This is a genomic window from Rhodococcus sp. NPDC056506, from assembly GCF_042794945.1.
GTDB lineage: Bacteria > Actinomycetota > Actinomycetes > Mycobacteriales > Mycobacteriaceae > Rhodococcus_F.
This window is the reverse complement of sequence record NZ_JBHTSW010000011.1, coordinates 1-17,444: the sequence shown is the minus strand read 5'-3', so window position 1 is coordinate 17,444 and position 17,444 is coordinate 1. Positions and strand designations below refer to the sequence as shown.

19 protein-coding genes are annotated in these 17,444 nt (G+C 62.9%); 10 read left to right on the top strand and 9 right to left on the bottom strand.

The features are described 5' to 3' along the window. Positions 1-19: 19 nt before the first annotated feature. Positions 20-1,495: a PLP-dependent aminotransferase family protein gene (locus ACFQ6H_RS12180; protein WP_378548884.1), complete on the bottom strand. Its 1,476-nt coding sequence runs from the start codon at positions 1,493-1,495 to the stop codon at positions 20-22. Positions 1,496-1,556: 61 nt separating this feature from the next. Here ACFQ6H_RS12180 and ACFQ6H_RS12175 point away from each other — a divergent pair, with 61 nt between their 5' ends. Both ACFQ6H_RS12175 and ACFQ6H_RS12170 read left to right on the top strand, forming a co-directional pair. Continuing rightward, a complete protein-coding gene (locus tag ACFQ6H_RS12175; RefSeq protein WP_378537205.1) occupies positions 1,557-1,787 on the top strand; it encodes a hypothetical protein in 231 nt (76 codons plus the stop codon). A 45-nt stretch (positions 1,788-1,832) separates the two neighbouring features. Further along, positions 1,833-2,303: a hypothetical protein gene (locus ACFQ6H_RS12170; protein WP_378646289.1), complete on the top strand. Its 471-nt coding sequence runs from the start codon at positions 1,833-1,835 to the stop codon at positions 2,301-2,303. A gap of 52 nt (positions 2,304-2,355) precedes the next feature. Here the strand turns inward: ACFQ6H_RS12170 and ACFQ6H_RS12165 are convergent, their stop codons facing one another. Next, a complete protein-coding gene (locus ACFQ6H_RS12165) occupies positions 2,356-3,645 on the bottom strand; it encodes an adenylosuccinate synthase (protein WP_003944351.1) in 1,290 nt (429 codons plus the stop codon). Positions 3,646-3,927: 282 nt separating this feature from the next. Here ACFQ6H_RS12165 and ACFQ6H_RS12160 point away from each other — a divergent pair, with 282 nt between their 5' ends. The 3 genes from ACFQ6H_RS12160 to ACFQ6H_RS12150 all read left to right on the top strand — a co-directional run bounded on the left by ACFQ6H_RS12160 (position 3,928) and on the right by ACFQ6H_RS12150 (position 5,928). Then, positions 3,928-4,602 (top strand): hypothetical protein, encoded by a 675-nt coding sequence (locus ACFQ6H_RS12160; protein WP_230816302.1) that lies wholly within the window; start codon positions 3,928-3,930, stop codon positions 4,600-4,602. Next, complete coding sequence (locus tag ACFQ6H_RS12155) at positions 4,599-5,369, top strand: site-2 protease family protein (RefSeq protein ID WP_378446987.1); 771 nt, start codon at positions 4,599-4,601, stop codon at positions 5,367-5,369. The genes ACFQ6H_RS12160 and ACFQ6H_RS12155 overlap by 4 nt, the downstream gene beginning before the upstream one ends. Before the next feature lie 70 nt (positions 5,370-5,439). Then, positions 5,440-5,928, top strand: a complete 489-nt coding sequence (locus ACFQ6H_RS12150; protein WP_378646287.1) for a GNAT family N-acetyltransferase — start codon at positions 5,440-5,442, stop codon at positions 5,926-5,928. An 85-nt stretch (positions 5,929-6,013) separates the two neighbouring features. Here ACFQ6H_RS12150 and ACFQ6H_RS12145 read toward each other — a convergent pair whose 3' ends face one another. Then, positions 6,014-7,252: a DUF222 domain-containing protein gene (locus tag ACFQ6H_RS12145; protein WP_378646285.1), complete on the bottom strand. Its 1,239-nt coding sequence runs from the start codon at positions 7,250-7,252 to the stop codon at positions 6,014-6,016. Between the two features lie 113 nt (positions 7,253-7,365). Continuing rightward, entirely contained in the window at positions 7,366-7,854 is a 489-nt protein-coding gene (locus tag ACFQ6H_RS12140; RefSeq protein ID WP_378646283.1) for a winged helix-turn-helix transcriptional regulator, read from the bottom strand. Positions 7,855-7,912: 58 nt separating this feature from the next. Here ACFQ6H_RS12140 and ACFQ6H_RS12135 point away from each other — a divergent pair, with 58 nt between their 5' ends. Beyond that, positions 7,913-9,328, top strand: coding sequence for an MFS transporter (locus tag ACFQ6H_RS12135; protein ID WP_378548869.1), 1,416 nt, complete (start codon positions 7,913-7,915; stop codon positions 9,326-9,328). After that, entirely contained in the window at positions 9,325-10,494 is a 1,170-nt protein-coding gene (locus ACFQ6H_RS12130) for a thiolase family protein (protein ID WP_378646281.1), read from the top strand. The genes ACFQ6H_RS12135 and ACFQ6H_RS12130 overlap by 4 nt, the downstream gene beginning before the upstream one ends. 27 nt (positions 10,495-10,521) lie before the next feature. Here ACFQ6H_RS12130 and ACFQ6H_RS12125 read toward each other — a convergent pair whose 3' ends face one another. Next, the gene (locus ACFQ6H_RS12125) at positions 10,522-11,178 is read right to left on the bottom strand and encodes a class I SAM-dependent methyltransferase (protein WP_378536128.1); all 657 of its coding nucleotides are present in this window, start codon (positions 11,176-11,178) and stop codon (positions 10,522-10,524) included. 240 nt (positions 11,179-11,418) lie between these two features. On the opposite strand from ACFQ6H_RS12125, the gene ACFQ6H_RS12120 reads away from it, so the two are divergent. Continuing rightward, a complete protein-coding gene (locus tag ACFQ6H_RS12120) occupies positions 11,419-12,360 on the top strand; it encodes a DUF808 domain-containing protein (protein ID WP_378536126.1) in 942 nt (313 codons plus the stop codon). A 4-nt stretch (positions 12,361-12,364) separates the two neighbouring features. Here ACFQ6H_RS12120 and ACFQ6H_RS12115 read toward each other — a convergent pair whose 3' ends face one another. After that, a complete protein-coding gene (locus tag ACFQ6H_RS12115; RefSeq protein ID WP_378646279.1) occupies positions 12,365-13,309 on the bottom strand; it encodes a helix-turn-helix transcriptional regulator in 945 nt (314 codons plus the stop codon). Between the two features lie 64 nt (positions 13,310-13,373). Here ACFQ6H_RS12115 and ACFQ6H_RS12110 point away from each other — a divergent pair, with 64 nt between their 5' ends. After that, complete coding sequence (locus ACFQ6H_RS12110; RefSeq protein WP_378549208.1) at positions 13,374-13,838, top strand: pyridoxamine 5'-phosphate oxidase family protein; 465 nt, start codon at positions 13,374-13,376, stop codon at positions 13,836-13,838. Here ACFQ6H_RS12110 and ACFQ6H_RS12105 read toward each other — a convergent pair. From ACFQ6H_RS12105 to ACFQ6H_RS12095, 3 genes are all read right to left on the bottom strand, one after another. Continuing rightward, entirely contained in the window at positions 13,828-14,757 is a 930-nt protein-coding gene (locus ACFQ6H_RS12105; RefSeq protein ID WP_003944295.1) for a cation diffusion facilitator family transporter, read from the bottom strand. The genes ACFQ6H_RS12110 and ACFQ6H_RS12105 overlap by 11 nt on opposite strands. Positions 14,758-14,848: 91 nt before the next feature. Further along, entirely contained in the window at positions 14,849-15,994 is a 1,146-nt protein-coding gene (locus ACFQ6H_RS12100) for an aromatic acid exporter family protein (protein WP_378536122.1), read from the bottom strand. Then, positions 15,981-16,397, bottom strand: a complete 417-nt coding sequence (locus ACFQ6H_RS12095; RefSeq protein WP_042452165.1) for a DUF3151 domain-containing protein — start codon at positions 16,395-16,397, stop codon at positions 15,981-15,983. Before ACFQ6H_RS12095 ends, ACFQ6H_RS12100 begins: the two co-directional genes overlap by 14 nt. A gap of 125 nt (positions 16,398-16,522) precedes the next feature. Here ACFQ6H_RS12095 and ACFQ6H_RS12090 point away from each other — a divergent pair, with 125 nt between their 5' ends. After that, entirely contained in the window at positions 16,523-17,410 is an 888-nt protein-coding gene (locus tag ACFQ6H_RS12090) for a nuclear transport factor 2 family protein (RefSeq protein ID WP_378646277.1), read from the top strand. Positions 17,411-17,444: the final 34 nt, after the last annotated feature.

The following is a 17,444-nucleotide window of genomic DNA, read 5'->3' as shown; positions in this document are numbered from 1 at the left end:
CAGTGTGTGTACCCAGTTCTCAGACGACGACCATTCGTTGGTCGGCCGTGTCGCGATCCGTCGCGAGAGTGTCGTATGCAGCGGCGATGGATGCAACGCCGCGAACGAGGTCCTCAGGGGAACGCGCGTACGGCACGCGGATGAATCGTTCGAACGCGCCTTCGACGCCGAAGCGGGGGCCGGCAGCGAGGAGCACTCCGAAGTTAGGTGCCACCGCCGCCAACGCCGTCGAGACGGGCGCAGACATACGCATCCAGACCGACATTCCGCCGGAGCCGATGGTGGGGAGCCAGTCCGGCAGACGCTCCGCCACTGCACCGAGGAGTACTGCGCGCTGTTCACGCAGAACTTCGCGACGCTGTTCGAGGAGCGAGCGATCGTCGGCGAGCAGGTAGGCGGCCGCAAGCTGATCCATGACGGGAGTACCGAGATCGATCGCGGCACGCGCTCCGACCAACTGTGTGATGAGGGCGGCGTCGGCGCGAATCCAGCCGACACGCAGTCCACCCCACAGCGACTTCGCCGTCGAACCGAGCGTCACCACTTCGGTTTTCGCGGAGCCTCGCCCGTGCGAGGCGACCGGCGCCGGCGGTGGTGCGTCGAGCCACAGGTCCACCATCGTCTCGTCGACGACCAGAGTCATCCGCGTTTCGTGCGCGATCTTCGCAAGTTCGGCGCGCCCGGCAGAATCCATGCAGAGTCCGGTCGGGTTGTGGAAATCGGGAATCAGGTACGCCATTCTGGCAGCGGTTTGCCTTGCTGCACTTCGAATCCCGTCGAGATCCCAGGCTCCGGCTGCCGCGAATTCCGGCCGCACCGGCACCGGGACCGGTCGAGCACCGTTTCGCCGAATTGCTTCCAGCGCATTGGGATACGTCGGATGATCGACCAGCACTCGCTCGCCGGGCGAGGTGAGCACCGAGAGCAACAACCGAAGCGCGTGCTGCGCGCCCGAGGTCACCATGATCTGTTCGGCGGTGGTGGGCAGACCTCGCGCTGTGTAACGCTGCGCGATCACGTCACGCAAGTCGCCGATTCCGACCGGTTCCATCCCGTGCGTGGGTAGGAAATTCGGAAGTTCCCGCAGCGCAGACGCATACGCAAGTTCGACTTGAGCCGCGGGAGCTGCCATTGCGGCATAGCTGAGGTCGACGACGGGTCCACTGGGCCCCGGTTGATGGGAGCGGAACATCAGCCCGTTGGGCTGAGCACCGGCCGGTAAGGCCACCGTGCTCCGCGAACCCTGCCGGCTGATCAGGTACCCCTCGTCGCGCAACACCGAGTAGGACGACGTGATCGTGGTTCGGCTAAGTTCGAGCACCGTCGCAAGTTCGCGCTCACTGGGCAGCGCGACGCCGAGCGGAACGCGACCGTCGTGCACGAGCAGGCGGATACCGTCGGCAAGCGCACGGTACGCCGGCCTGCGTCCGGACTCCTCCTGCCAGGATCCGAGATCACGCGCGAGCGAACGGGCACCAAGAACTCGGGTCATCATGCAGTCCAGTATCGACAACTTGGCTATGTATTTCAATACCAGTCGAGTTGATCATATGTCCATGACTACCTTCGCAACCCTCATCGGCATCGGACTCTTCGTGGCACTCGTCTACTTCTTCGCGCCCGCTGAAGGTGAAGGTACCTACATTCGCGTCGAGCAGTTTCGCCTGGCAGCACCCCTCGGCGGTATCTTCCACGACGCGACTGCAGACTGCGAGAACATCCCTGTCAGACCTCTATGCGATTGTGATCAAGGGGAAGAATTCACTGATCTCAGTCCAGTTCCATAAAACTGGACTCTTTGCGTACCCAGAGTGTCTCCAGAGAGGGTTTCCATGCCGGCTTCCAAGAAGATTCTCTACATCGATCTCGACAACACCCTGGTCGACTTCCAGTCGGGCATCGATCGCCTGACCGACAGCGTCCGAGAGAAGTACAAGAACGACCTCGACGAGGCGCCGCATATCTTCTCTCGGATGGACCCACTCGACGGTGCCATCGACGCCTACCACCAATTGGCGCAGCAGTTCGACACCTACATCCTCTCGACGGCGCCGTGGAAGAACGCCACAGCCTGGCACGACAAGGTTCTGTGGGTCCAAGAGCACCTCGGAATGGAGGAGGGCAGCGTCGCATACAAACGACTGATCCTCTCGCACCACAAGCACCTCAACCGAGGCGACTTCCTCGTCGACGACCGCGGAGCAAACGGCGCAGACCGATTCGAGGGTGAGTGGATCAAGTTCGGCAGCACCGAGTTTCCCGACTGGAAGACCGTCACCGCACACCTGTCGAAGTTGGCGTGAAACACGAAATCCCCGCTCCTGCTTGCAGGAACGGGGATTTCGACGAAGCGAACTAGCGGACGATCTCGCGCCGGACGATCGTCTCGTCGCGGCCGGGGCCGACACCGATGCAGGAAATGAACGCACCCGAAAGCTCTTCGAGCCGAAGCACGTAGTTCTGCGCATTCTGCGGCAGTTCCTCGAAGGTGCGAGCCTCCGAGATGTCTTCCCACCAGCCAGGCATCTCTTCGTAGATGGGCTTGGCGTGGTGAATGTCGCTCTGCGACATCGGCATTTCGTCGTGACGGACACCGTCCACCTCGTATGCGACACAAATCGGCACGGTGTCGAGGCTGCTCAGCACGTCCAGCTTGGTGAGGAAGTAGTCGGTGATGCCGTTGACGCGCGTCGCGTAACGCGCGATGACAGCGTCGAACCATCCCGTGCGACGAGCGCGTCCGGTGGTGACGCCGACCTCGCCGCCCTGCTTGGCCAGGTATGCGCCGTGATCGTCGAACAGCTCCGTCGGGAACGGACCGGAACCGACACGCGTCGTGTACGCCTTCAGAATTCCGAGGACCGTGGTGATCTTGGTGGGACCGATTCCCGAACCGACTGCCGCGCCACCCGAAGTGGGGTTGGACGAGGTCACGTACGGGTACGTGCCGTGGTCGACGTCCAGCAGAGTGCCCTGCGAACCTTCGAGCAGAACGGTCTCACCGCGCTCGAGGGCGAGGTTGAGTTCCAGGCGCGTGTCCGAGATGCGGTGCTTGAAGCCCTCGGCCTGCGTCAGTACCTCTTCGACGACCTGCTGCGGGTCGAGTGCCTTGCGGTTGTAGATCTTGACCAGCACCTGGTTCTTGAATTCGAGTGCTGCCTCGACCTTCTGGGTCAGGATCTTCTCGTCCAGGACGTCCGCGGCGCGGACACCGACACGGGCGATCTTGTCCTGGTAGCACGGGCCGATACCGCGGCCGGTCGTGCCGATCTTCTTCGCTCCCAGGAAGCGTTCGGTGACCTTGTCGATGGCCACGTGGTACGGCATGATCAGGTGCGCATCAGCAGAAAGCAGCAGGCGGGACGTGTCCACGCCGCGCTCTTCCAGGCCTGCCAATTCGGTCAACAACACACCCGGGTCGACGACGACACCGTTACCGATGACGTTGTTGACGGCGGGGGTGAGGATTCCGGACGGGATGAGGTGCAGTGCGAACTTGTCACCGTTCGGCAGAACCACGGTGTGTCCGGCGTTGTTACCGCCCTGGTATCGCACGACCCACTGAAGCTGCTCGCCCAGTAGATCTGTAGCTTTGCCCTTACCTTCGTCGCCCCACTGGGCGCCGATCAGGACGATTGCCGGCATGACGTTGTCTCCTACGGTCGACGTGCAGCAGTTGTCCCGCCGCATTGGTACTGCCTGGCTTCCGCGCACATGATGCAGCGCCGAACTGTTGCAGTGACCGAAGGAGCAGTCTAGCCCAGAGCACCAGACCAGACCTGACGGTCCAGAATTTGGCCGGTGACCATCACGATTGCGAGTCGACACAGACACTCGCACTAAGATCGTCGGCAGTGATTCGGACGGCCATTTCGGGGAAGGGTGGCGAGGTCCCACTACCCGAGAAGAAGTCTGATCGAGCTAGGAGTGGCTTTGACCCCTGTGGTGCTCAAATGTGGCGATTCGCCGGTTCCACTCCCCCTGGGTGAACTCACGTCGTTCACTGTCCCCGAGCTTCCGGAGAAGCAAGACTTCGACGAGGCACTGTCCCAACTGCAGGTCGTGACGGAGCCGCGCTTGATCGTCGTGGGCAACGACGGCGCGTTTGCCGCGGCATTGACGCGGTTGATGCGATTGGAGCGACTCCACGTCGAACTCGCCTACGTCACCGAGAACAGGTCCGATGCGACCGACGCGTACAAACTCGCGACTGGTGCACGGGCTGCGCGCACGGCGTTGAAAGGCACAGTCCACACCGTGCCGCTCATTCGTGACGACGCCGGAATAGCGCTGGTCGGCGCAGCAACCGTCACGGGCCCAGCCGATGCCGCCGAACTGATCGGCGAGGCCTACGTCGACGACAACAAACTGTTCTCCGGCACGGTCCCCGGTATCCGAATCGTGCCGAGCCCCAAACTTCCCGGCATCAAGGCATCTGTCGATCGTAAGAGTCGATGGAGCGGACGACGCTGGCTGGAAGGCCGAGCGATACAGCTGGGCTCGCCCGCAGCTCGCCTGGTTCGCGACGGTGTGCCCAACCCGCGCGATCTCAAGCGTTCGACCTTCTACCGGCACGACAAGACTTGGTTGTTGGTCAGGTGAGAACCGGAGCAGCACGGTCGGCGGTTCGACCCAGCCCCGTCTTCCTCGGCGTAGTTGCCGTCACCGTCATCGCCGGAGTCGTCGCTTGGAACTCGACGTGGGGTTCCATCGCGGGCCGCGCGGGTGTTTTTGTCCTCGTGGTTGCCGGCTGGGTGGTCACGCTGTGCTTGCACGAGTTCGCCCATGCGTATCTGGCGTGGCGTCACGGAGACACCGACGTCGAGGCTCGTGGCTACCTGACGCTCAACCCGCTTAAGTACAGCCATCCGATGCTCTCGATCGGACTGCCGGTGCTGTTCATCGCGTTGGGCGGCATCGGGCTTCCCGGCGGCGCCGTGTACCTGCGCACGGGGATGTTCCCACCCAAGGTGCAGGCGCGAATATCGCTCGCCGGTCCGTTCACGAATGCCGTCGCCGCGGTGATCCTCCTCGTGGTCATACGTACGTACGGCTCAGGGGCCGAACATCTGACGTTCTGGGCCGGCCTCAGTTTTCTTGCCTTCCTACAGGTCATGGCAACAGTCTTGAACCTGCTCCCCGTCCCCGGTCTGGACGGTTACAACGCGCTGGAGCCGTACCTCGCACCCAACACACGGCACCAACTCGAACAGTTCAAGCCGTACGGGCTGCTCCTGTTGGTTGCGCTCCTGTTTGTCCCGCAGATCAATGTCGTCTTCTTCGACGCGATCTACTGGATCTTCGAATTGAGCGGGGTGTCCGACTACTACGCCATGCTCGGTAACGCCCTCATGCGTTTCTGGACGTGATCGAGTGCGCTGGAGGAGACTCGTGAGAGTCTGACATTTCAGACATTCATTCTTCTTCAGGGGAGCATCGATGATTGCGACGTCATTTCAGTCCGGCGGAGTGGAATACACCCTCACGCGGGCCGAGATTCGACACGTGGAAGCACTGATCGACTTGCTCGCCGACGACCCGATCGGGAGCACCCGGGAGACGACCAACCCCGAGGCCCGGATGATCTACGAGGACGCCTTCAAACGAATCGACGAGGATCCGGCGCAACTCCTCGTCACCGTTCTGGTCGGCGACGCTGTAATCGGCACAATGCAATTGACCTTCATTCCGGGTATGAGCCGGATGGGCGCGACTCGCCTGCAGATCGAAGCCGTTCGCGTGCAGGAGGACTTCCGCAGCAAGGGCATCGGCAGTTCGATGATCCGATGGGCCTGCGAAGAAGGTGCCCGGCGCGGCGCCTTCTTGGCGCAGCTCACCTCGGATCAAACTCGCAAGGAAGCTCACGACTTCTACGAGCGACTCGGATTTGTCGCCTCCCATGTCGGGTTCAAGAAGTCACTGAGCTGAGGCCCAGCCACCAAGGCTCCAGAACGCAGGCTCGAGCACCGCGGCATGATTGTGCCCCGGTGCTCGCGTCTTGATTTGTCGCGGTTCAGGCTGCTGTCGGTGGACTGTTCCCGCCGATCGGATGCTGATACGGATCAACGGACATCGGTGGGTAGAACACCGTCTTCCGATCGGGGCCGATCTCGACCCGCCATTCCGTGTGGTGCAGTGTCCGATGATGATGACCGCACAACAAGATCAGGTTGTCGAGATCCGTTGGGCCACCATCATTCCAGTGAACGATATGGTGAGCATCGCACCACCCCGATGGTGTCCCGCACCCTGGGAACGCGCACCCACCATCACGCACCGCCAACGCCCGCCGCTGCGGAACCGTCGCCGTTCGCACTTCCTTACCACAGTCGAGCGGAACACCATTCTCATCCAACAGAATCCGAGTGACCGTGCAATCGCACGCCAACATCCGTGCAGTGTCGATACTGATCGGCCCCACCCAATCCGTCCACGCAAATCCCAGTTCCTCGGTCGACGGCAGTAGATCCTTCAAGGCTTTGAGGTCGGTCATGTCCTTCGCCGACGCAGTCACCGTGATGTGCGGTTTCACCCCACCCTCGATCGGACCCAACCCCGCCCGCTCGTACCGGCGCAACAGTTCGCAGAACCCGTCCGCCCGTCGCAGCGCCGGAGTGCGAGTGTCCTTGACGCCGTCTTTCTCCGGTGTCGGCGCCGACAGGCTCGACAACAACGTGATCAGACGGGCACCGTTCACGGCATCCAGATCGCCATTCACCGACACGCGCCCATACAGGCCTTTCGAGGCGTAGAACTCGTTGCGCTCCGAATCCTCCCCGACAGTAACACCGTCCTCACGTTTGCCGTACTGCTTCTCGATCCGCCGGATCGCCGCCCGCACCGCATCACAATCGGCAATGTTCTTCGACGCCAACTCCAACAGGATCCCGCGGGCCTTGTCGACATCCGCCGGGGTCATGTTCTTCGGCGGATGCTGACAAAACGACGCGACCTGACGGGCTTTCAGCGCATCCACATCGCCCCGGTGAAAAGCATCCGCGACTACAGGTTCGAGCAGAAGCAACCGAGCCAAGCTGACCAGCAGGCTGCACTCACCGAGCTCCAAATTCGTCGAACCGTGCAGCCATTGCGCGATCGCCCGAAAACCCTTCCCGACCACAGTCTCCCGGGAAAACATCTCCACGATCAACAACACCACCCGCGACTGCAACTCGTGCCGGACACGCACCAGATCCAGAACCTCACTCTTGAGGCCCTCACCATCCAGCTGCCACGCATCCCGACTGTCCATACCGAAAGTCTAATCGAACATACTTTCGATAACCAGAGACATAACGGACAACTTCAAAAGCAAAGAACACTCGAGACCCGTTGAAGTACATGAATATTCGAGCGCGCCAAAAGCTATCGCCCGCGCGATTTGTTGACAGATATCCGCAACTCCCCCAAAGGCACTTCACGTCCCGACTCACTGCGCACCTCGACGCGAACGCGCTCGCCGGTGGCGTCGTCCGCCACCTCCAACGGTCCACCTTTTCCGCCGTGCAGGTACTTGTCCCCCCACTGCATCAGCGCCAGAACTGCCGGCAGCAGGTCACGACCCTTCTCAGTGAGCACGTACTCGTGCCGCGTCCGCTTTCCAGGTTCCTTGTACGGCACACGCTCGAAGAGGCCCGCCTCAGTGAGTTCTTTCAGCCTCGCCGACGCGACCGCCTCGGTGATGCCGACTCGCGACGCGAAGTCGTCGAATCGCGTTGTGCCGTAATAGGCCTCTCGCAGAATCAGCATTGCCGAGCGAGTGCCGACCACTTCCATGGCCCGCCCGATCGAACAGTGCGTGGCCCGCCAGGCGTCGCGATCTTCGAGCACTCCGGTCAGTCGTACAGCGTCCATGCAATTCACCATACCCCCTGGCTTGCCATAACCATAGCCAGAGTCTAGATTGCTGACTATGGAACTTCATAGCCAGCCGGTGCGGACCGGACCCCTCCTCGCCATACTGTCGGGGGCGCCGTTTGTCGCCAGCCTCGATCTTTTCGTGGTCAACGTGGCCTTCGGCGACATCGCCAAGAGCTACCCGGGTCACTCGCTCGGCGAGTTCAGTTGGATCCTCAACAGCTACGCGATCATCTACGCCGCACTGTTGATACCCCTCGGACGCTGGGCGGACAGGATCGGGCACAAGCGCGCCTTCATCGCCGGCCTCGCGCTGTTCACCCTCGCCAGCGCCGCCTGCGCTTTCAGTCCGTCATTGTGGGCACTGGTGGCATTCCGCATCGTTCAGGCAGTCGGCGCCGCAGCGCTCACCCCGGCCAGCCTCGGCCTCTTGATCAGCGCACTCCCGGCTGCGAAACGCCAATCCGGCGTGCGCATCTGGGCGGCGGCCGGTGCGGCAGCAGCGGCATTCGGGCCTGTCGTCGGCGGGATTCTCGTCGAAGCGTCGTGGCGCTGGGTCTTCCTGATCAACGTTCCGGTGGGGATCGTATTGCTTTACTTGGCAGTCCGGCTCGTCCCCGACACGACACACAAAGACAGCGATGCCGGAATCGACTTCGTCGGCGCCGCCCTGCTCACAGTCGGAATTGGCTCTCTTGCACTCGCTCTCGTCCAGGGTCCGGACTGGGGATGGACCGACAGCCGCGTTCTGATAGCCTTCGCCGTCGCCACCGTCACCCTACTCTCGTTCTGGTGGAGCAACTCTCGCCATCGCACTCCGTTGATTGCTCCCGACCTTCTGAAGATCCGCTCATTTGCCTGGTCCAACGTCACCGCCATCTTGTTCAGTGCGGCATTTGCCGCCGGTCTGCTCTCGAACATCCTTTGGCTGCAGGAAGTTTGGGGATACTCGGCATTGCGAACCGGCTTCGCCGTCTCGCCGGGTCCACTTCTGGTTCCACTGTTCGCAATCGCCGGCGGCTCGCTTTCGCGCAAGTACTCGGCCGGACGCGTCGCCGCACTCGGCAGCATTCTGTGGGCTGTCGGAACGGTATTGGTCCTCGTCTCGGTCGATTCAACGCCCAACTACGCGACCGGACTCTTGCCGGGCTGGATCATCGCCGGAATCGGCGTCGGCCTTGCCCTCCCGACCATTCTGTCCCAGGCCACCGCAGATCTGGCGCCGGCTCGATCAGCCACCGGTAGCGCAATCATCAGCATGAGCCGACAGATCGGAACCGTTCTCGGCGTGAGCGTTCTGATCGCGGTTCTCGGCTCCTCCGTCGCCCCTGACACTTTCCGTCAGGCCTGGTGGGTGATCTTCGCTGTCGCGCTTGCCTCTGCACTGGCATCACTGGGAATGACCCCGGCTACTGCACCCTCCCCAGTTGTCCCCGCTGAATCCGCCATCCCTGAAAGGAATTTGTCATGAGAGACGCAGTTATCGTCGAAGCCGTTCGCACTCCGATCGGCAAGGGAAAGGCCAACGGCGCACTGCACGGCATCAATGCCGTCGACCTGCTCGCCCACAGCCTGAAAGCGGTGGTCGAGCGAACCGGAATCGATGCCGCACTGATCGACGACGTCATCGGCGGTGCGGTCAGTCAAGTCGGCGAGCAAAGCCAGAATGTCACTCGCACTGCACTTCTTGCCGCCGGCTACCCCGAGTCGGTTCCGGGGACCACGGTCGACCGACAGTGTGGAAGTAGCCAACAAGCGGTTCATTTTGCCGCTCAGGGTGTCATCGCCGGGGCATACGACATCGTCGTCGCTGCCGGAGTCGAGTCGATGAGCCGAGTGCCGATGGGCTCGAGCAGCGTCGGGCGCGAGTCACTCGGGGTAGGTTTCGAAGAGCGTTACCCGGACGGTCTGGTTCCGCAGGGCATCAGCGCCGAATTGATCGCCGCCAAGTGGGGACTGAGCCGTACCCAACTGGACGAGTTCTCGGCGTCGAGTCATCGGAAAGCCGCGCTGGCAACCGAGAGTGGGTACTTCACCAAGGAACTCGCTACGCTCCCGCAGCTGTCGGTCGACGAAGCGATCCGCCCCGGCACCACGGTCGAGACCCTTGGCGGCCTACGGACCGCCTTCGAATCCGACTACTACGCACAGCGATTCCCGCAGATCGACTGGTCCATCACCGCGGGCAACAGCAGCCCGCTTTCGGACGGCAGTTCGGCGGTGATGATCACGACCAGTGAGATCGCCGCGAAACTCGGCCTCACCCCGAAGGCACGGTTGCACAGCTTCGCCGTCGCCGGCGACGATCCGCTATACATGCTCACCGCGGTGATCCCGGCTACGCAGAAGGTCCTGGCCCGTGCGGGGTTGACGGTTTCGGACATCGACCTGTTCGAGGTCAACGAGGCCTTTGCCCCAGTGGTCCTCTCGTGGGCAGCGGACACCGGCGTCGACCTGTCCAAGGTGAACGTCCACGGCGGCGCCATCGCACTCGGTCACCCGCTGGGCGGCAGTGGAACGCGGATCATGACCACCCTGGTCAATGCGATGGAACAGCGCGGCGCGCGCTACGCGCTCCAGACCATGTGTGAGGCAGGTGGGTTGGCCAACGCGACCATCCTGGAGCGCCTGGGCTGAGCAAACTCCATGGACGGTGCTCGGACGTCAGTGACCGAGCGCCGTCCATTCGGGATCCGGCTTCCGCGCCACCACCCGAAACACGATTCCGCCCCGTCCGCTGCGCTGCACCTCGTCGATCAGGAAGCCTGCGTTTTCGAGGTATCCGACCGGTTCGCGGGTGAGGTGATCAGCACCGAACCGTACGAAAAGCGGTTCCACGGCCTTCATCAATGTGCGCGCAACAATGTTCTTGCTCGGCCCGTGCTCCGCGAGAACGAACCGACCTCCAGGCACCAGGACCCGAAATGCTTCGCTCGCAACTCGGTCCGGATCGGGGATCGTGCAAAAGGCGTACGTGGACACCAACGTGTCCACGCACTCGTCGGGAACATCGAGTGCTTGCACGTCGCCGAGACGTAGGTCGACTTCGGTCTTCACCCCCTCGGAGACTTTCATCCTGGCCTGGTCGAGCATCGCACTCGAGATATCCACGCCGATGACGTAATCGACGTCATCCCCGTAGAGAGGCAGGTTCAGCCCGGTTCCCACGGCGATCTCGACCACGCGCCCATGGGCCTGGTCCACAGCCCATTTCCGGGCGTCACCGAGCACAAAGCGTTCGAAGCGCCCGATCTGTCGGTCGTAGTGCGCCGCCATTGCGTCGAAAGTCTTGGCGACCTGTGCAGTGTCTGGTTCACGCATAGTGCCCCGTTTCGATCGATCTTCTGTGCAGTCTTACATGCGAGCACCGGGTCGGGAAGACCTTTCGTGACGAAGGGCAATCGACCGAGCGAGGTCGTCCCTGACGGATGCCCCCGGTATCGTTCCAGGTGACCTGACCTCACCTACGACGATCATGGATAGAGACCTCGTGCGATCAAGTAATTGCGTCACCGGTTCGGTCCGGCCACCTTTTTCCACTGATTCCACTGGAGGTCTGTGATGGCCGGCGGACTCTTCGCCCTGCTCGACGACGTGGCAGCCCTGGCTCGTATGGCAGCCGCCTCGATCGACGACGTCGCCGCCGCAACCGGTAAGGCGACCGCCAAAGCTGCGGGCGTAGTCATCGACGACGCAGCCGTCACACCGCAGTATGTCCGCGGGCTCGCGGCCGAACGCGAATTACCGATCATCAAGCGCATCGCCATCGGATCGCTGCGCAACAAGCTGCTGATCATTCTGCCGATCGCTCTGTTGCTGAGTCAGTTCCTTCCCTGGCTGCTGACTCCCCTGTTGATGGTCGGCGGCTGTTACCTCAGCTACGAAGCAGTGCACAAGATCTGGGGTGCAATCTTCGGCCACGGTGACCACCACGAAACGGCCGGCGAGCATCCGCGCGACGAAGAGGCTGTGGTTTCGGGCGCCGTGCGCACCGACCTGATCCTGTCCGCCGAGATCATGGTGATTGCACTCAACACCATCGCGGGCGAAGGTTTCTGGAGCCGGTTGGTAATTCTCGCCGTCGTCGCCGTGGTCATCACCGTGGTCGTCTACGGCGTCGTCGGACTGATCGTGAAGATGGACGACATCGGCTTGAAAATCGCCGAGACGTCATCGGGCTTCACCCACAAGGTCGGCCGAGGCCTGGTTCGCGGCATGCCTCACGTGATGTCAGTGCTCTCGGTGGTGGGTACCGCCGCGATGCTGTGGGTCGGTGGCCACATCCTGTTGGTCGGCATCGACGAACTGGGCTTCCACCCGCTCTACGATGCCGTTCATCATGGCGAAGAAGCAGTCAGTGACATCGCCGGAGTCGGCGGTGTATTGGCGTGGATCGTCAACACACTTGCGTCGGCAGCGCTTGGCCTGGTGGTTGGTGCGATCATCGTTGCAGCTCAACTAGGTATTACCCGTCTGCTTGCAAAGCGTTCTGCGACGGCCTGATCACCTAACCGTGGCGGAGCAGCATCCGCTCCGCCACGGTGCGCATCCCTTCACGTAAGGACGAGGGTTCGAGCACCTCGACGTCTACGCCCAGCCCGATCAACTGTGAGAGCGCGACATCCTCGCTCTCGAGTTTCAGCTCGGCACTCACCCATCCGTCGTTGTCCTCTGGTCCCACTTCGACAGCAGCGGCAAGCTCGCCCACCACATCGGGGAGCCGGCGCCTTCCCTCAGGCGACACCCGCACTCGGCAGTAGAAACGGAGCAGCGACCGGTCGAACTCGGCCATCGACGCCGCCCACCACGACGCCAGGTCGAAATCCAACGGCCGGGCGAACGAATCATCTTCTACCACGGCGTTTTTGATGCGGCCTACCCGGAACGAGAGGGTACGTCCGTTCAAACCCGCCACGAGGTACCAAACGCCGGCTTTGATGACCAACCCCAGCGGTTCGACCGTCCGCTCCCGATCGCGATAGATGAACCGCAGCCGACGCGAGTCGAGCACGGCAGATGTGACGATCGGAAGCGCGGAGATGTCGTCGACGCCGCCGAACCAGCCTGGGACGTCGACCAGGATTCGGTCCTGCCACAGGCGCGCGCTCTCGCGCAGCGGTCCGGGCAGGGTGCGGAGCAGTTTGGCCCCCGCCGAACCGACGGCGTCGGATCGCCCGAGATCCGCAGCGATGGACGGCACACCCAACAGCATGAGCGCGGACGTCTCGTCGTCCGTCATACCGGAGAGTTTGGACTGCCAACCGTCGAGCAGACGGACGCCACCGCCCGGTCCGCTCTCGGTCCAGATCGGCACTCCGGCAGCCGACAACGAGGCCACGTCGCGGTAGATCGTCCGCACCGATACACCGAACTCGTCGGCCAACTGATCGGCAACGACGCCACGACTGCCCTGCAAACGCAACATGAGTTGGAGCAACCGCGCGGATCTCATGACGCGAACATTACCGAGAATCACTGACAGAAGTTGTCAGGAATAGGGGTGCACAATGACCGTCATGGTCACCTGGAAGCAGTTCTCCGAAGAAGTTCCCGCCCTCGCCGACGCGGTCCAAGCGCGATTCAAGGCCCACAAGCATCACGTCCTCGCAACGCTGCGCAAGGACGGTTCACCGAGGGTCAGCGGCACCGAAGTCGAGATCCTCGACGGGCGTCTGGTGCTCGGTTCGATGTTCGGCGCGCTCAAGGCGAAGGACCTCATCCGCGACGGGCGCTACGCCCTCCACAGCAATCCCGGCGAGCACACGATGGAAGGCGGCGATGCGAAAATCGCCGGAATCGCACGCGAGGTGACTGGCGACGAGTTCGAAGCCGTGCTGGCAAGCTACACCTACGAGGTTCCGAAGCCCCTGCACCTCTTCGTTCTCGACATCAACGAGGTGGTGCATACGACTGTCGACGACGAGCACATGTACGTAGACCTCTGGAAGCCGGGCAAGGAGATCACCCGCTTCACCAAGTGACGTTCTTCTCGCAGTGCTCGCCGTTGGCACACGATTCCACCTGGACGGTGGCGTGGGAAAGACCGTGACTCTCGAGGACGGTACGTGCGGATTCCAGAACGTTCGACGAATTCGCGTCACTGGTCAGGTGGACCGTGGCGACATCCATGCCGGTGGTGAGAGTCCAGACATGTAGGTCGTGAACACCCATCACGCTCGGCAGGGCGGCCAAGTCGGCCTCGACCGCTTCGACGTCGACGTCGGCCGGCGAAGCCTGCGTCAGAATGCGCAGCGATGCTGCGGCCAGTTTGATCGCGCGCGGCACCACCCAGAGCGAGATGAGTACACCGACGACGACGTCCGCCCACGTCCAGTTGAACAGCAGGACAAGGCCACCGGCGATCAGAACACCGACGCTACCGACGGCGTCGGCAAGCACTTCGAGGTAGGCGCCGCGCACCGCCAGGCTGTCCTTGGAGTCACCGCGCAGCATCAGCATCACGACGATGTTCGCGGCCAAACCGGCAGCCGCGGTGATGATCAGGGCACCGCCCGGGATCTCGGGTTCGTTTCCGATCCGACCGATTGCCTCGTAGAAGACCCAGGCCGCGACGGCCAGCAGCATCACCGCGTTGGCCATGGCGGTCAACACTTCGGCGCGATGCCAACCGAAGGTCCTGGCCGCGGTGGTGCTGCCCTTCTTCGCAAGTAGCAACGCGGTCAGTCCCATGGCCATACCCACCACGTCGGTAAGCATGTGACCGGCGTCGGCAAGCAGAGCCAACGAGTTGATCAGGATGCCGACCGTGGCTTCGAGCACGAGGAACGCGACGAGGATCGCAAGTGCGATCGCCATTTTTCTGATGCGCTGCGGTGACGGTCCTACGCCGACCGAATCTGCTGCCGAGTGGCCATGCGAATGGCCGTGCCCTGCTCCCATTTGTCCTGTTCCCTCCCAAGTCCTTCTCAGAGCATATGCATACATTCGCATACATACAATGAGTTGCTCAGTGAGCGGGAAAGGGCAGAGGTCAGTGATCCGGCTCGTACGCCGGGTGCGGCACAGTCGGCGGCAGTGTGGCGATCGACGAGATGCGCTTCATGCCCGCGACCTGCAGGAGGTCGACCACCAACGATCGAATCTGGGCGAACACCACAGTCGAGGACAGGCCCGCGTTCTCGACAATCGCAGGTTTCAGTTCCTTGGCCACCGAGCGCAGGACACGCGCTGCCTCGGCTTGATCGGGCTGCTCCCCCGGCTCCGCCAGGATCATGTCTTTCAGCACTTCAACGGCTTTCGACAAGCGCTCGACCTGAGCCACCAAACGGGGATCGAGAATCTCGTCATCTCTGACCAACGTCAACGAACGACGCGCGAGCACTCGAATGTTGCGCAACGCGTTGTCGATGGGATCGGCTGTTGCCATGAGCCTTTCGAGGCGAGGTCGACTGTTCCAGTACAGCGGGGAGATTCGGCTGATCTCGCGCCCGCCGAGAAGATTACTGCGCAACCCGTCGATGGCGCCTTGAGTTGCGCGCGCCTTCTGCAGTGCCTTCACGATCGGGTCCGGGTCATTCGCGACGAGGCCGTCTGCCACCAATTGCAGTACCTCGGAAGCTGTTCCGAGGATCGATGCTGCATCCTTGCGTGCGCGTCGTACCGGGTGGGTGGGGATGATCGCGACCACCGCGATGCCCACCAGACCACCGACCAGGGCATCGATCATGCGATCCGGACCGCCGCTGCCACCCGGCGGGATGAGCGTCGCCACCAGCACAGCCGAGTTTCCCGCCTGCATGGAGAAAATCGGCCCGCTGTTGAGAAGCACCGCGACGGACATCGCCAGCACGACGACCAAACTGATCTGCCACGGTCCGCTCCCGATACCGGAGATGATCAGATCGCCGATTCCGATGCCGACCGTGACGCCCGCAACCAACTCGAACGAGCGTCGTAGTCGTGCACCCAGCGACAGACCGAGCGAGACCACGGCAGCAATCGGCGCGAAGAACGGCGCATGGTGCCCGATCACCGTGGTGGCAACCCACCACGCTAATCCGGCCGCCAAGGCACATTGAATGATCGGTAGCGCCGACGTCTGAAGCCGACGCACCGATTTGCGAGCCCGGTCCTTGATGCCGGCCCGGCTCGGGCGGAAACTGCTAACCGAGGCCAAGCGCTTCGGCGGCGTTGGGATCGCAGTCTTCGAGCAGATCGAGGCAACGCGCGTACTCGTCGGCTTCACCGATCGTCTTCGCAGCCTTCGCCAAGACTGCGACGCAACGCAGGAAGCCACGGTTCGGTTCATGGCTGTAGGGCACGGGACCGAAACCCTTCCAACCGTTACGACGCAGTTGGTCGAGTCCACGGTGGTAGCCGGTACGCGCGTAGGCGTAGGCAGTGATGGTTTCGCCCTTGTCCAGGGCAGCCTCGGCGAGGTAGGCCCACGCAATAGAGGCAGTGGGATGGTCGGCCGCGACCTGGGCCGGGTCAGCGTGGTTGAGCAGTGCCGATTCCGCGTCGTCGTCGCCGGGAAGCAGAGTGGGCTTGGGTCCGAGCAGGTCACCGAATTGGGTCATGCGCTCATTGTGCCCGCTACGCCTTCCCGCCACAGGACCGCCTCGCCGACGGTCGGAGTTATGCCGGGTACATACCGGTCGTTACCCTGACATGGTCATTGCCGCATAAGACCGAAGGGTTACCCGTGCCGGACTCGAAAGACGACAACTCGAAAAAGAGCGCAGCCCCGAACGGTGCGCCGGAGAAGTCGGCCCCGGTCGAACCTGCGACTGTGGCGATTCAGAAGGCAGGCACGGGCTCGAAGGCGGACGGCGACGCCAAAGCCACCAGCGCACCAACCGTCGCGATCCCCGAGGCAACTCAGGCACCCACGGCAACACCGGCACCGGCACGGGCACCGACACCCCAGCCCAAGCCGGAGCCGGCAACCGTCGCCATTCCCAAGGTGGCGCCCCCGACAGGGCAGCAGGCCCCCACACCACCGCCGCAGCGCGCCGCGCCTCAACCGCAGCAGCGCGCCGCGCCTCAACCGCAGCAGCGCGCCGCGCCTCAACGGGTGGGCGTCGCGCCAACCCCGCCTCCGGCCCAGCCGATGCCGACTCGCATCGAGCCTGCCGCGCCGGAAAAGACCAAGCGCAGCGGCAAGGGCTGGTACATCGCGGCGGCTGCGGCCGGCGTCGCCGTCCTCGCGGCAATCGGCATCGCAGTCTTCGTCTCGTCCAACAGCGGTAGCGGCGAAAGCTCACCTGAAGCCCAGGTTCAGACCGCCATCTCGACGTACGTCGACGCTCTGCAAACCGGCGATCTGGCGACTCTGCGAACGTCGACGTGTGGAGCGCTGGGCGAGTACTACCGGACCATTCCCGACGCGGCGTTCGCTCAGGTCCACGACAATGCCGTCGCACAGAAGACGATCCCGCGGGTCGGAGCCGTCGACGCTGTTCGCATCACCGACGACACCGCGATCGCTCAGGTTCAGGCAAGTTTGCCGAGCACCGGCGAGCAGTCGTGGCGCACGTTCGACCTCGAACGCCAGGACGGCACGTGGAAGGTTTGCGACCCCAGCAAGTAAGCACCGGAACAGAAAATGCGCGCCGGCGAGAAAC